This is a genomic window from Aquirufa nivalisilvae, from assembly GCF_004307455.1.
In the GTDB taxonomy this organism is placed as follows: Bacteria; Bacteroidota; Bacteroidia; order Cytophagales; family Spirosomataceae; genus Aquirufa; species Aquirufa nivalisilvae.
The window spans coordinates 42,254-57,287 of record NZ_SEWX01000005.1 but is presented as its reverse complement, the minus strand read 5'-3'; the positions used below and the strand labels follow the sequence as shown (position 1 = coordinate 57,287).

The window sequence follows — 15,034 nt, the reverse complement described above, 5'->3', positions numbered from 1 at the left end:
GGATTAGTGTTTAGGTGCATCGACTATCTATACAATAACTAAAGCATGTTAAACATTTCTTTGATAGCATAACAAAGACTTTATTAGCTATTGGCAAACTCCTGATTCAACTCAAAAATGAAGCAAATATTCATCAATTTGCCGGTAAGGGATGTGCAAAAATCGATGAATTTTTATGCACAATTAGGCTTTTCCAACAAAACGCTGTTTTCTGATGATGAGCAAAAATGTATGGTTTGGAGCGAACAAATTTATGTGATGCTCATGTCAAATGACCTTTTCCAAAAATATAGCAAAAAAAGTATTCCTGATATCAAACAGCAAGTAGCGGCCAGCTTCTCCCTTCCTGTAAAAAGCCTAAATCAAGTTCATGAAATGATCGATGCTGGACTAAAAGCAGGTGGTACAGAACCTTTCCCGATGATTGATGAAGGTTTTATGCAAGTACGAAAAATAGTAGACCTGGACGGGCATACTTGGGATTTTATGTATTTGGATATGACAAAATTTGAAAATCAAAAAATCAACCTTGAAGATTAAAAAATACCATGACTTCCTATTTCTAAATTCAACATATCCCTTCATCTTCATTAGCATCCAATAATCGTATCATTATTTAATGCTTATCATAGAGAAATGATTGCTCATGTTGTTGCAATAAAAATGCAAAACATAGCATTGTTGCATAAAAGCGGCAATACTAATCCCTAATAACTAACTAATACCGTGGATCCGCTTTCCAGCCTAATTTACGCATCTGTAAAACCCGCAAGGAGCGCTGACCAAATTCCTCCATGACTGGCCCCTGCATCCAATAAATGCCTCCACCCTTAAAAGCATATTTCTTTAAATCGGAAGGAAAATGTACCGTGTCAAAAAAGGCACCTTGTGCATCCAAAAAATAACCAAAGTACATGCGTTCCCCTTTTTTCGTCCAGGTAGGTTTTAGGGTTACCAAGTAACCTAAAATATCACCTCGGTCGGCCAACAAGCGTGCATCCAAACTCGTAACAGGCCATTCATCTAATAAATCAAAAGGCGAGCAAAGGGGAAAACCCAAGATTTCCCACTCATCAAAAGCATCTTCTAGCGGCTCATGTACCAGCGTGGGTAATACTCCTATCTCCGACCTATCTTCAAATATTTCCAAAGCTACCACTTCCGACACTTTCCCTTGAAAACGAGCATAAGCTTCCCACATCAAATTCTTTTTCCCAATTCCTAAACGCCGAAAAGCCCCTACTCGAATTAAAATGATAGCCTGGGTCAAACTTAAACTTACTCGCTGAACAAAATCCTCCCACGACAAAAATACCCCCTGTTTTCTAGCAGCTACTAGTTCGTAAATCAAGCCTTTCTCTAAACCCTTCACATGTATCCAACCCAAATAAATCACCTGACCATCTAAACGAGTCAAATAATCACTCTCATTGATCTCTGGTGCCTCCACCCATCCTCCTGCCCTGCGTGCCTCATGCACATAAAACTCTGTTCGATAAAAACCTCCAAAATTATTAATCACTGCCACCATGAACTCCAAAGGGAAATAGGTCTTCAAATACAAGCTCTGATAGCTCTCCACCGCAAAACTGGCCGAATGTGCCTTACTGAACGAATAACCACTGAAACTCTCCATTTGTCGCCATACCTCCTTCGCCACCGCTTCCTCATAGCCTTTTTCAGCACAATTCAGAAAAAACTGCTCCCGAATACGTTCAAATTCTCCTCTAGAACGGTATTTGCCCGACATCCCTCGACGTAAGACATCCGCCTCCGCCAAGCTCAAACCCGCAAAATAATGCGCCACCTTAATCACATCTTCTTGATACACCATCACGCCATAAGTCTCCTGCATCAACTCCCCCATCAAAGGATGCACAGGCTGATACGAATGCGGCGCATGATGCCTTTCGATATAGGCCTTCATCATACCCGAACTGGCCACTCCTGGACGAATGATGGAACTAGCCGCTACCAAAGTCAAATAATCCGAACACTGCAACTTCTTAATTAGCTGACGCATAGCGGGGGATTCCACATAGAAACATCCCATGGTTTCATGACTTTCTAGCTGCATTTTAACCCGTTCGTCCTGCATAAAATCCTGAACCCGATGTATGTCTACACTAACTCCGCGATTCTGACGTATAATCTCTACCGCTTCTTTAATATGCCCTAAACCTCGTTGAGATAAAATATCAAACTTCGCAAAACCTATTTCCTCAGCTACATACATATCAAATTGACAAATCGGAAAGCCCTTGGGCATTGGCTCTAAAGCGGTATAGTCCGAGAGAGGTCTATCCGAAATCAAAATTCCTCCTGCATGAATGCTCAGGTAATTGGGAAAATCGATCAAAAGATTTCCGTATTTAATAATCCATTGATGAATCTGTGAATTCGACTGCCGCAATTCGGCCGTGGGGGCTATCCAAGCATCTATCTCCGCTTTGGGTAAGCCAAAGACCTTCGCCAATTCCCTGTAAATAGAACGATCCCGAAAAGTCACATAGGTTGCCAAAAGACAAACATATTGCGCCCCATATCGCTTGAAGATGTAATCAATAATCTCATTGCGCTCATCCCAAGAAAAATCAATATCAAAATCAGGGGGACTCGTTCGGTGAGGATTAATGAATCGCTCAAAATACAAATCCAGCTCTATGGGATCCACATCCGTAATACCCAAACAATAGGCCACAATGGAATTGGCTCCACTTCCCCTGCCCACATGAAAGTAACCCCTCGATTGAGCATAACGAATAATGTCCCAAGTAATCAAAAAATAAGATTCAAAAGCCAATTCTCGTATTACCTGAAGCTCTTTTTTGACACGCTCCTTAGCTTCTTTTGAGCTATGAGGATAACGATAAAGCACTCCCTCATAAGCCAGCTTAGTCAATAAAGCATGATCATCCTCCTGACTAGCACTAAATAATTTTCGATTTTTGCTAACCTTAAACTCAAAAGAAAACTCACAACTCTCCAAGATACGCTCAGCTTCTTCCAGCAAGCTTGGAAAGTCGGCACAAAAATCCGCTAATTCCGCTGAACTATACAAACGTTCATCGTCTTGGGCTTGTGCCTCCAGCGGCAACTTACTCAATAAGACATTGTGGTCGATAGCCCGCAACAAACGGTGCATGGAAAATGCCTTTTTATCCAAAAAAGTAAAAGGGTGACACCATACCAAAGAAGCCCAGTCTTGTTCTTTCCACAATTTGTTTCGATCACTCGCTCTGACTCCCCAGCGCTCCTGAGGGCCTAAGCTTTTGACTTGTTCTCGACGTGCCAAAGGAAAGATGGTCCACACATCAGGCGAACTAGGCGGTCTCACTGGCCAAGGCTTAGAATGCAATAGATGTTGACTCGCAAAAGCATTGATTTGAGCCAATCCAGCAGCATTTTTAGCCAAACAAATATAATAACAAGCATCCCCTTGCCTGAATTCCATCCCCACCACGGGCTTGATATTGGCCACTCGACAAGCCTGAAAAAAGTCATAAATCCCCGACACTCGATGTATGTCAGTCAATGCCAAGGCCTTAATCCCCTGCGCGGCAGCTGCCTCCACCAAAGCCTCAGGAGAGAGCGTCCCATAACGCAAACTATAATAAGAATGGCAGTTAAGATACATTAGTCCTCCGATTTAGGTAAGATATTACGGCGTTCATGGCGACCCATTAAACCACTGGCTCGTACAATAGAGAATTCTCCAAATCGATTTTTCAAGCCGTCCATGGCATGGTAGAGAGGAGCCAAACGAGCACCATCATCAAATAGATTCAACTGCTCTTGTCCTTGCAATAATTTAGAGAAACGCACACCAATCAAACGTATCAGCAAACGGCGATCATAGAGTTTTTCAAACAGTTCCACCACCGCTGGAATCAAGCGATGGTCACTCGCCGTAGCAGGCAAGGTGATTTGTCGGGTGTGCGTATCAAAATTAGAATAGCGCAACTTCACCGTCACGCAGGAAGTACATTGTCCCAAAGTCCGTAAATCATAAGCCAACTGCTCGGTCAATGAACCCAATATACGTCTCAATAAAACCACGTCGGTACTATCTTGGTCGAAAGTCATTTCCTTCGACAAAGACTTTTGTTCTGAATACGGCACTACAGGGCGTAAATCGATCCCATTCGCACGCTCCCAAAGCATCACGCCCGACTTACCAAAACTACGCTCCAACACTTTCAGGGGCATTTGACTCAAAGTACCTACATGGACAATTCCCATATTCCGAAGCGTCTGAGCTGTCACCGACCCTATCATAGGAATTTTACTCACTGGCATAGGTGCCAAAAAAGCCTTTTCTTCTCCCGCGAACACTTGATATTGACCCGCAGGTTTGACATGGTTGGTGGCTACTTTGGATACCGTTTTATTGACCGACAAACCAAAGGAAATCTGCAAGCCCGTTTGTTTCTGAATACGTTCACGTAAATCTGTAGCAAAACGATAGGCCCCAAAAAAGCGCTCCATACCCGTCATATCCAAATAAAACTCATCAATGGAAGCTTTTTCTACCAAAGGCGCTCGCTCCATAATCAAGGATGTCACCGATTCTGAATATTGAGAATAGGCTTCTAGGTCGCCCCGTAACACAATAGCATCCGGACAAAGTCGCATGGCCATCCGCATAGGCATAGCAGAACGCACTCCAAAAGCACGTGTTTCATAACTACAGGCCGCCACAACACCACGATCAGATAAGCCCCCGACAATCACGGGCTTACCCACCAGGGCACTGTCTCGTAGTCTTTCGACAGAGACGAAGAAGCTGTCCAAATCCATATGAACAATGGCGCGCTCTTGCATAAAATTGATAGATATTTGGGTATTCTGAATACCTTTTGTAATTTCGATACAAATGACATCCAGAATTGGATACGAATTTTATTCATTTTACCTTAATAAGCAACATACATGAGCACTTTTTTTAGCCAGAATTTACGATTCTTACGCAGCAAAATGGCGGAGAAAACTTCCCAAGAAAAACTGGCTGAAATCTTACAAATAAAAAAACCAACTTTGGGCTCTTATGAGTCGGGAAGAGCTGAACCTAAATATGCGGATTTGATCTTATTGGCTAACTTTTTTGAGGTGGAAGTAGACGAATTACTCAAGGAAGATTTGTCGAAAAGAATCCCTGGCCTATCCAATAAACCTAAGCTACGTATTTTAGCCACCACCGTGAATGAAGACAATGAAGAAAACATTGAAATGGTCCCGGTAAAAGCTTTGGCTGGTTATACGACTTCCTATGACGACCTTGAGTTCATCAAAGAATTACCGACTTTCCATGTTCCCTTTTTAACCAAAGACCGTAAATACCGCGTATTCCCCATTAAAGGAGATTCCATGTTACCCTTACAATCCGGCTCATTGGTGTTTGCCGAATACGTGGAAGACTGGAAAGACATCAAAGATGGTACCATCTGCATTGTCGTGACCCGCGAAGACGGGGTAGTTTTGAAAAAAGTCATTAACCACCTGCAAGAGAAAAATGTATTGATTTTAAAGTCAACCAACAAACTCTACGACCCCTATCCTATCCTAGGCACTGAAATCCAGGAAATCTGGAAATTCGCTGGGTATTTCTACAATGAATTCCCTGAAACCAACGAATAAATCAAGGCCTGTTTCTTATTTCTTTTATGCCCATTCCCTTTCAAAAAATAGCCGCTAGCTTACAGCTGAGCGAGAATGCCGTTCGTAAAACCATTGCCCTGTTAGAAGAAGGCGCTACAATTCCTTTCATTGCCCGTTATCGAAAAGAGATGACTGGGAGTTTGGATGAGGTTCAAATCCGTGATATTCGGGATGCGATGGAGCTTTCCATCGAACTAGAAAAACGTCGGGAAGCCATTTTAAAGTCTTTGAAAGAGCTCGATAAACTTAGTCCAGAACTAGAAAGAGCTGTTCGTACGGCTGAAACTTTGGCCAAGCTGGAAGACTTGTACCTACCTTATAAACCTAAGCGCAAGACCCGAGCCATGGCTGCTCGAGAAAAAGGTTTACAGGAATTAGCCAATGCCCTATTTCAACAAAGAAACCTCTCTCCAGAAGACCTAGCCGAGAAGTTTTTAGACGAAGAAAAAGGCGTCCTCTCTTTGGATATGGCTCTTGCAGGTGCGCGAGATATTTTGGCCGAAGAGATGATGGAAAAAGCGGAAGCTAGAGAAGATGCTCGTCAGCTTTTTGCTCGAAAAACTCAGGTGAAATCCAAGGTTAGCAAAGGTAAACAAGAAGCTGGCATAAAGTACAAAGACTATTTCGATTGGTCAGAGTCCTTAGCCCAAGCTCCATCTCACCGAGTATTAGCCTTATTTCGCGGAGAAAATGAGGGTATCTTGACGCTATCATTAGAAGGCCCAGACAACGATGTCCTTGACCGTTTGGAACGCCGATTCCTAACAGGCCGTAATGCTTGTGCTGATCAGGTAGAGTTAGCCATACAAGATGGTTATAAAAGGCTCCTACAGCCCGCCATGGAAACGGAAATGCGGGCCGAGGCTAAAAAACGGGCCGACGATGAGGCCATCCGAGTATTTGCCGAGAATGTGCGTCAATTACTGTTGGCAGCTCCCCTTGGACAAAAACGTATCCTTTCCTTAGATCCTGGCTTTAGAACAGGTTGCAAATTGGTCTATTTGGATGAACAAGGTAACTTGATCGAGAATACCACCATTTACCCGCATACAGGCCCAGGTCAGGCTCAAGAAGCCGAACAAACACTACGTTCTTGGGTGAAGAAATACCAGATAGAAGCCATCGCCATTGGTAATGGTACAGCAGGAAGAGAAAGCGAAAGCTTTGTGAAAAATCTCCGACTTGATGGCATTAGCATCATCATGGTCAATGAAAGCGGAGCTTCTATCTATTCCGCTTCAGAAGTAGCTCGAGAGGAGTTTCCAGATAAAGATATCACGGTGCGTGGAGCGGTGTCCATCGGCCGCCGACTCATGGATCCTTTAGCTGAATTGGTGAAGATTGATCCTAAGTCGATTGGCGTAGGGCAATACCAGCATGATGTTGACCAAAAGAAATTACAAGCATCATTGGACGATACGGTTATTTCATGCGTTAACTCAGTGGGCGTTGAATTGAATACTGCTTCCAAACAAATTTTATCCTATATCTCGGGTTTAGGACCGCAATTGGCCCAAAATATCATTGATTACCGACAAAAAAATGGTCCATTCTTACGTCGATCCGATCTAAAGAAAGTGCCGCGTTTAGGGGAAAAAGCCTTTGAGCAAGCCGCTGCATTTTTACGTATTCGAAAAGCGAGTAATCCTTTGGATGCCAGTGCTGTTCATCCTGAACGTTATCCCATAGTGGAGCAAATGGCGAAGGATTTGCAATGTAAAGTGGCTGATCTCCTTCAAAACGAAGCCTTACGGAAGCAAATACAAATTAGTCGATATGTCAGCACGGAGGTGGGTATCCCTACCCTGACTGACATTGTACAGGAATTAGCTAAACCGGGACGTGACCCTAGGGAGCAGTTTGAGGCTTTTGAATTTACGGAAGGCGTCAATTCCATTAAAGATTTAAGGGTAGGAATGAAGCTAGCAGGTATTGTAACCAACATTACCAATTTTGGTGCTTTTGTGGACATTGGAGTACACCAAGATGGTTTGGTACATGTGAGTCAACTGGCTGACAAATTCGTCAAAGACCCGAATGAGGTGGTGAAAGTCCAACAAAAAGTACTGGTTACTGTCACCGAAGTAGATGAGGCTCGCAAGCGAATAGCCCTGAGCATGAAAGCTCGTTAATCCAACGTTATCAAGTTATTGGACAACAAAATTGTGTTGAAAAACGTTACAACGCTCAACGCTGTCAAGGTTTGGAACCTTGCCAGCGTTAGAAAAAGAGCGTTGATGTTGAGTTTTTTATCCTAATTATGAGCCGCAGCAGCAGCAGCAGCACCTTTCTTGCAACAAGAAGGTAGTTTCTCGTAGCTCTTGCTATCCGCCACGACTTCATCTGCATCGTATCCCACTTCAGCAATGGCTCGCTTGATGGCTGCCACATCTGTCTTTTTAGGATTGTATTCTACCGAAATAGTCTTGTCTTTCAAGTCCAAATCCGATTTAGAAATTCCCTTGCTCAAAGCTAAGTTCTTCTCAATACGCTCTTTGCACATTTCACAAATGGCCGAGGTCTTGATTTTAACCGTTTGTTTAGGCCCTGCCAATGTTGCAAAAGGTAAGGCCAATAAGGCCGCTAAAATTAGTTTTTTCATTAGGCTGCTTTTTTAACTGCTTTCATTTCCATGGTGCAAGCAGGACATTTCCCTTTTTTTGCATAAGTTTTGTTCCCCTCACATTTCATCGGACATTGATATACTTCTTTCTTATCCGCACCCGCTTTGCTGGTGTCGTGCTTATGCTCTTGTTTTTCCTGTGCCATCAAGCCATATGTTCCCAACATAAGACCTGCCATCATGATTACATTTTTCATTGTTTTTCTATTTATTGAATTTTATAACGCATTCCTGTATAAATCATCCTACCTACAATAGGCCCCCAGACCATGGTAGCATCAAATCCCCGACTAAATGGATCTTTGGCAGACATGATAGGATTAGATTGGGTAAAATTAAAAAGATTTTCAGCACCTACATACATTTCCCACTTTTTGAATTGGCGAGTTACCTGTGCATATACGGTGGAGAATGCCGGAGCTGTCAATGATGGACTCACTCCATCATGTACATGAGCTAAACTTCCATTCGGAATTCTTCGGCTGCCATTCCACTGCCAGGTCAAATCGTACTTCCACTTTTCATATGGTGTGGAATAAGCTATATTCACCAATACACGATCCTTATTCAAATAGGCCTTAGGTAAGCGATTTAAGGCTCCTTGAACCGTCAAATAATCCGCCTGAACATCTTGGTAGCGATAAGCTGCCTTCAACTCTAAACGTTTTATAGGACTATAATTTAATTCTGCCTGCCAACTGTTTGCAAAAGATACTCCCGGATTACTATACATTCGAAGTTCGCCCCCATTTTCCATATCCACCATCCATTGCTTTTCAAAATCTGTACGGAAAGCATCCAATACTAAACTTCCTTTTCGCGTACCAATTTGGAAATTCTTCGTCAAAGTAGCTCCGAAATTCCATGCTTTTTCCAATGGATTCAGATCACCTAAAAGCAGCAATCGTCTCCCATTAGCCAAGAATCCCATATTTTCTGCCAAAGGATTCACCCGTCGCCAGCCTTTTCCTGCTGATAATCGCACAATCCAATTTTCTGCCGCATCCCACTTCAAATGCCATCTAGGCACCCACTGTGCTCCAAATTGATTGTGCCAATCGATGCGATTTCCCACCACCATGGTTAGGTGATTGGGCACTGTCCAAGTATATTCAAAAAATGCCCCCGGTACTAATTCTGTCCGAGCAAAAGATGAATCAATATAACGTTCTTGATACGAATCATATAAAAAACTAGCTCCTGCTTTCCAGCTATGATTGGTATTATCGAAGATGGATTGGTAAATCAAATTAGCATACATACTTTGTTCCCTACCTACATAATTTTTGAAAGCAAAATAGGAGTCATTTTGATGCTGAGCCGTATTTAAAATCAAGCCTAAACCTTGATATGGTTTATCAGGGAATAATCGTGCAATCTTGGCAAAGGTTTCAAATCGAGAAGTCTTACTTCCAAATCCATATACCAAAAATCGATTAGACGTATTTTCATCAAAGTTATTTTGACCCGCCAAACGGTTTTCATATAAATACGAAGCGCCCCATTGAACCATCCAACGATCCGTGGCATACTTCCAGCGGTTTAGCACATTCCATAAATCGAAAAGCGGTAAATCTATGAATCCATCCCCATTTCCATCCAAACGAGCCGCTTGCTTCGAATAATGCGTAAAAAGCCCTGTAGACAATCGCGAGTTGAATTTATGTGCTCCTTGCTGATTAATCTCAAAACGACCTTGAGAGTTGGTATACACATTCAAAAAATACTTTTCAGACGTATCTGGCTTAGCTAATTCTACATTAATTCCTCCGGTAATCGACTCATAGCCATTGACTACAGAGCTTTGACCTTTCGCTAAATCAATGGATTTAATCCAAGTACCTGGTAAATAATTCAATCCATATGTGGTTTTTAATCCTCGAATGGAGGGGATATTCTCCACATTGGTTTGCACGTAAGTACCCGATAAACCTAACAATTGAATCTGCTTGGCACCCGTCACGGCATCGGCAAAACTCACAGATACAGAGGCATTGGTTTCAAAGCTTTCCGACAAATTACAGCAAGCTGCTTTGGCCAATGTCTTCATTGTCAAAATTTCCGTATGCAGCGTGGCCACATCATCATGATTACCTGGTGCTGCAATAACACGCACTTCGCTTAGCTCTTTATTCGCAGGCTTTAAGTGTACGTGCAAAAATTGATTTTTATCGACAAAAATGGAATCATTGATAAAACCTGTTGAGCTAAAAATCATCCAACCTGTTTTACCTTGTACATCCAGAGAAAAGGCTCCTTTCACATCAGTTAAAGTTCCTTTCTTAATGGGTTTGAAATAAACGGAAGCACCGACGAGGTCTTCCATGTTTCCTTGAGCATCCAAGCTCATAACTCGGCCTTGAACCACTTGTCCAAAGCTATAGGGCACTGCTACCGAGAAGGTAAAAAGCAATCCCAACAATATAATTCGGTGAATTGACATAAGATTACAATAAGAATGAGAAAAAATTCAATCTGAATTTTAGCCCATTCAAATATTGTAACGCTGAATAAAAGCCAGTCGCTCATGCAATGGCTTTAAATAAGGAAATTCCTGAATAGTTCCTTCCCGATCAATGGCTATTAAATTAGCTGGATTGGAAAAAGTTGGAACGAACACCTCCGAACAAATTTGTGTTTGATCTAGGGTATTTTGAACCTTTTTGATTTGTTGATCAAAACTAAATTTGACCTGAATATGGGCATATTCATAACAAGCAGCCCGAGAAATGCTTGTTTCTGTGGATGAGGATGAAGATGATGGTGGAGTAGCCCAAGTAACTTTCTTTTTCCCTGTTACCAAACAATCTGATATACGGTAGGCAAAGCCCACATGACCTATCAAAAGCCATGCCGACATGAACACCAAGAAAAAACGTTGTATCGCGCTTTTCATCAAATTACGTTTGAAACAACCAAATTTACACATTAATTAAATATATTAGCTTAATGTCATTCATTAAACCACTTAATCTCCTTTTTTTTATCAGTTTTCTGTTAATCTGTACCCATACCTTGGCTCAGAATGACAGCTACCGATACCTCATTTTATTTAAAGATAAAGCTAACTCCCCTTATTCTATTGCTCAACCTGACAAGTTCCTTAGTACTCGCTCCATAGAACGTAGGAAGAAATTTAAGATTGCCTTACAAGAACAAGACTTACCTGTAAACCCAGATTATCTCATAAACGTTCAAAAAAGTGGTGCCAAAGTATTATTCTCTTTGAAATGGATCAATGGAGCTCTTATACAACAAAAGCCCAAAGATTTGGCCAAGACCCTAAGTCAGGCTGGAGTTAAAGGCTTATACTATGCCTACCCCATCGATTCCAGCTCAAGCTTTCAAATTTTAAAGAAAAAACCCAAACTCCCAGATTTGCTTCAAGCCTCCATTACCTTGGCTGATAGTTTAGATTATGGAAATTCAAGCACACAGATTAGTCAATTGGGTGTTAATAACATGCATCTCAAAGGATTTCATGGAGAAGGTGTTTTAATTAGCGTATTAGATGAAGGTTTTCAAAATGCGAACAATACCCCCTTTCTTTTGAGAGCCTTTTCTGAGAAAAGAATTATTGCCACGTTAACAACCATGCCCGGATTGAGCGACGTATATAGTCAGGGTTCACATGGAACGCATGTCTTGAGTACGATAGCTGCATTTACTCCAGGTAAACTGATTGGCACAGCATATCAGGCTCAATTTGCCCTTGCACAAACAGAAGAAGGCAGTACCGAGAAAATAGTAGAAGAGGTCAATTGGCTGCGAGGAGCCGAATGGGCCGACAGTTTAGGAACCGATATTATTAGTTCTTCTCTAGGCTACACCGTTTTTGATCTTAAATTAAGCAATCATACTTATGCCGAAATGAATGGTAAAACTGCCTTAAGCAGTAAAGCGGCAGCTTGGGCGGCACAGCGAGGCATCATTTGTACCATTTCGGCGGGAAATGAAGGAGCTGCTAGCTGGAAATACATTTCTTCTCCTGCCGATGCTGACTCCATTTTGGCCGTGGCGGCTGTAGATAAATCCATGCTTCGGGCCAACTTTAGTTCTTGGGGCCCTAGTTCGGACGGACGGATTAAGCCGGATGTAGCAGCCATGGGTCAGGCAACCGCCATTGGCAGTTATTTAGGAACTTATACAACTTCCAATGGCACTTCTTTTGCCGCACCATTGATGGCAGGTCTAGTGGCAGGAACGCTTCAAGCTAATCCTAACAAATCTCCATGGCAAGTGATGAATGCCATTCGACAATCAGGTCATCAAAGTAATAATCCTGATAATTCTTTGGGATATGGAGTCCCCAACTTTAACCGAATTGACAAACTATTGAATCCCATTTTAAGTATAGAAGAAATAGAAAAGCCAAAGATCCTGATTTACCCCAATGTACTACGATTGGGGGAAGTAATTCACTTAGAAAGGGAACAGAATACTGAGATCAAGGTGGAATTAATTAGTAACTGGGGAGCAATCATTCATGAATTTTTATGGACGAATGCCCAACAAGATTTTTACCCACCTCCCCTCGTTTCTGGCAAATATTATTTTAGATTTACGGATAAAATCACCCAACAAGTGATTCCTTTTTATTTTTCAAACTAAACCTACATGAAAACACGCTTTCTTTCCCTAGACATTTTTCGGGGTATTACACTAGCCATGATGATATTGGTCAATACCTCTGGAAATGGTGAGTTTACCTATGCTCCATTAAAACACGCTAGTTGGCATGGTTTTACTCCAACCGACTTAGTCTTTCCATCCTTCTTATTCATGGTAGGCGTGGCGATGCGCTTTGCCTTCAAGTCATTTCAATTTCAGTTAACTCCTACCTTAAGGAATAAGATTTTAAAAAGAACGGTCCTTTTATTTCTAATCAATTACCTCATTTTTTACTTTCCATTCCTAGATTTTTCCTTAGAAAACATGCGTTTTCTCAACGTATTACCTAGGATTGCACTTTCCTATTGCGCCATTTCTTTCATTGTTTTACTTGTTGAGGAAAAATGGCTCACAGGGGTCAACGTGGCCATTCTATTACTCTATTGGATTTTGATGCTTGTATTTGGAGATCATGGTGCAGCCTTTGATTTAGGAACTAATGCTGTCCGCAAGCTTGATTTATTCTTATTTGGTCCTTCGCATTTATATCACGGAGATGGTATCGCCTTTGACCCAGAGGGTTTATTAAGTACTTTACCGGCCTTTTCTACCTGTTTATTTGGTTATCAAGTGAGCCTCTTTTTAGAGAAAAGAAGAGTAGATGGCAAGGAAGTTACATTTCCATTAGTGAGCGCTGGAGCTGGTCTAATTGTCTTGGCACTTATTTGGAATTTTGCCTTTCCTATCAACAAAAAGCTATGGTCTAGCTCTTTTGTCCTTCTATGTGCAGGCATTGACTTTATCTTAATTGCCTTGATCTATTGGTGGATTGAAATCAAAGAAAGGAAATTTGCTAATACATTTTTCTTAGTTTTTGGTACCAATTCGATTTTAGCCTATGGTATTTCAGAGCTCCTAGCCATCCAATTAAACAAATGGCAAATCGCGGAAGGAGATGGCACTACTTCGGCAAACAATTGGATGTATTGGCACCTATTTGAACCTGTACTAGGTAAGTACAATGGCTCTTTGGCTTATGCCATCAGTTTTGTACTGGTATGTTGGATTATTTGCTACGTATTTTACCGTAAAAAATGGTTCTTAAAAGTCTAGAACTAGATTTGAAGTCCATAAAAAAAGCTCATTAGTGACCCTAATGAGCTTTTTTATGGAGTGACATTCACTTAACGGTGCAGGGCTTGGCGAAGGTGGCGGATTTTTACTTCAAACATGATACGAAGCACAAAACTTCATTTAACCACTGAATCGCCAATTTCTTACATGGATTTCAATTCAAACAAAATAGTTTGCAAATTGCAAACTATTGATTACGTTTGTGACATGAAAATCCTGGTAAAGAAGACAATTTTATTTTACACCGAAAAATACTCCATTGCAAAAACGCCATTATTGATTTGGTACAATGAATTTTCAAAATTAGATTTTCAAAACTTTAATGAGCTCAAACAAATTTATGGAAATGCAAGTGTTGTAAATAATGAAAGAGTTGTCTTCAATATTAAAGGAAATGATTTCCGTTTAGTGGTTTCAATAAATTTTACTCAGAAAGCTTGCTATGTAATTTGGTTTGGACCGCATAAAGATTACGATAAAATTAATGTAGAAACGGTTGATTTTGATATCTCAATCTTGAACTATAAAAAACGATGATGATGAACTGGAAAGTATTAAAAACCGAAGAGGATTACAATAAGGCTTCAATGAGATTGATGGAAATATTTCATGCTGAACCAAACACGCCTGAAGGTGATGAGTTGGACTTATTGATTGTTCTTGTAAAGGATTTCGATGAAAAACAGTATGAATTACCTGAGCTCGATGCTTTGGAGGTTATTAAGTATAAGATGCAGGAAATGGGAATAAAAGCAAAAGATCTTGAGCCAATAATTGGAAGCAAAGGACACGTTTCAGCAATTCTTTCCGGAAAGCGTGAAATCACTTTAAAGATGGCTCAAAAACTTAAAAATTATTTCAGTATTCCTGCAGAAGTTTTTCTCCACAGCGCATAGAAAAGGTCCAATTATCGCGCGATTTTCATGGCATTTCCACTAACGGTTTGGGGCTTGGCGAAGGTGGCGATTTCGGAGACGAAAACTGTCTGCCATTACTGAACTTGATACG

At 41.3% G+C, this 15,034-nt stretch carries 13 protein-coding genes; 7 read left to right on the top strand and 6 right to left on the bottom strand.

What is annotated here, in order from left to right; all coding sequences use genetic code 11:
- The first annotated feature begins 117 nt into the window (after positions 1–117).
- Entirely contained in the window at positions 118–540 is a 423-nt protein-coding gene (locus tag EWU22_RS07060) for a VOC family protein (protein ID WP_130924994.1), read from the top strand.
- A 178-nt stretch (positions 541–718) separates the two neighbouring features.
- Here EWU22_RS07060 and EWU22_RS07055 read toward each other — a convergent pair whose 3' ends face one another.
- Together EWU22_RS07055 and dinB are read right to left on the bottom strand one after the other, a co-directional pair.
- Complete coding sequence (locus tag EWU22_RS07055; RefSeq protein ID WP_130924993.1) at positions 719–3,637, bottom strand: DNA polymerase III subunit alpha; 2,919 nt, start codon at positions 3,635–3,637, stop codon at positions 719–721.
- Positions 3,637–4,824, bottom strand: a complete 1,188-nt coding sequence (gene dinB / locus EWU22_RS07050; protein ID WP_130924992.1) for a DNA polymerase IV — start codon at positions 4,822–4,824, stop codon at positions 3,637–3,639. The genes EWU22_RS07055 and dinB overlap by 1 nt, the downstream gene beginning before the upstream one ends.
- A gap of 108 nt (positions 4,825–4,932) precedes the next feature.
- Here dinB and EWU22_RS07045 point away from each other — a divergent pair, with 108 nt between their 5' ends.
- On the top strand, positions 4,933–5,637 hold the full coding sequence (locus EWU22_RS07045; protein ID WP_130924991.1) for an XRE family transcriptional regulator: 705 nt from the start codon (positions 4,933–4,935) through the stop codon (positions 5,635–5,637).
- Positions 5,638–5,663: 26 nt separating this feature from the next.
- The gene (locus tag EWU22_RS07040) at positions 5,664–7,790 is read left to right on the top strand and encodes a Tex family protein (protein ID WP_130924990.1); all 2,127 of its coding nucleotides are present in this window, start codon (positions 5,664–5,666) and stop codon (positions 7,788–7,790) included.
- Between the two features lie 122 nt (positions 7,791–7,912).
- Here the strand turns inward: EWU22_RS07040 and EWU22_RS07035 are convergent, their stop codons facing one another.
- Genes EWU22_RS07035 through EWU22_RS07020 form a run of 4 tightly spaced genes read right to left on the bottom strand, consistent with a single transcriptional unit; the run spans position 7,913 to position 11,177 of the window.
- Complete coding sequence (locus EWU22_RS07035; protein WP_130924989.1) at positions 7,913–8,260, bottom strand: heavy-metal-associated domain-containing protein; 348 nt, start codon at positions 8,258–8,260, stop codon at positions 7,913–7,915.
- Complete coding sequence (locus EWU22_RS07030; RefSeq protein WP_109322608.1) at positions 8,260–8,478, bottom strand: heavy metal-binding domain-containing protein; 219 nt, start codon at positions 8,476–8,478, stop codon at positions 8,260–8,262. Before EWU22_RS07030 ends, EWU22_RS07035 begins: the two co-directional genes overlap by 1 nt.
- Positions 8,479–8,489: 11 nt before the next feature.
- Positions 8,490–10,724 (bottom strand): TonB-dependent receptor, encoded by a 2,235-nt coding sequence (locus EWU22_RS07025; RefSeq protein WP_130924988.1) that lies wholly within the window; start codon positions 10,722–10,724, stop codon positions 8,490–8,492.
- Positions 10,725–10,772: 48 nt separating this feature from the next.
- Entirely contained in the window at positions 10,773–11,177 is a 405-nt protein-coding gene (locus EWU22_RS07020) for a hypothetical protein (RefSeq protein WP_130924987.1), read from the bottom strand.
- 53 nt (positions 11,178–11,230) lie between these two features.
- Here EWU22_RS07020 and EWU22_RS07015 point away from each other — a divergent pair, with 53 nt between their 5' ends.
- From EWU22_RS07015 to EWU22_RS07000, 4 genes are all read left to right on the top strand, one after another.
- Positions 11,231–12,892 (top strand): S8 family serine peptidase, encoded by a 1,662-nt coding sequence (locus EWU22_RS07015; RefSeq protein ID WP_130924986.1) that lies wholly within the window; start codon positions 11,231–11,233, stop codon positions 12,890–12,892.
- Positions 12,893–12,898: 6 nt separating this feature from the next.
- On the top strand, positions 12,899–14,005 hold the full coding sequence (locus tag EWU22_RS07010; protein ID WP_130924985.1) for an acyltransferase family protein: 1,107 nt from the start codon (positions 12,899–12,901) through the stop codon (positions 14,003–14,005).
- Positions 14,006–14,233: 228 nt separating this feature from the next.
- Positions 14,234–14,563, top strand: coding sequence for a type II toxin-antitoxin system HigB family toxin (locus EWU22_RS07005; RefSeq protein WP_130925511.1), 330 nt, complete (start codon positions 14,234–14,236; stop codon positions 14,561–14,563).
- Positions 14,564–14,565: 2 nt separating this feature from the next.
- Positions 14,566–14,922 carry a helix-turn-helix domain-containing protein gene (locus EWU22_RS07000; RefSeq protein WP_161566808.1) on the top strand — a complete coding sequence of 119 codons (357 nt, stop codon included), beginning with the start codon at positions 14,566–14,568 and terminating at the stop codon, positions 14,920–14,922.
- Positions 14,923–15,034 lie beyond the last annotated feature (112 nt).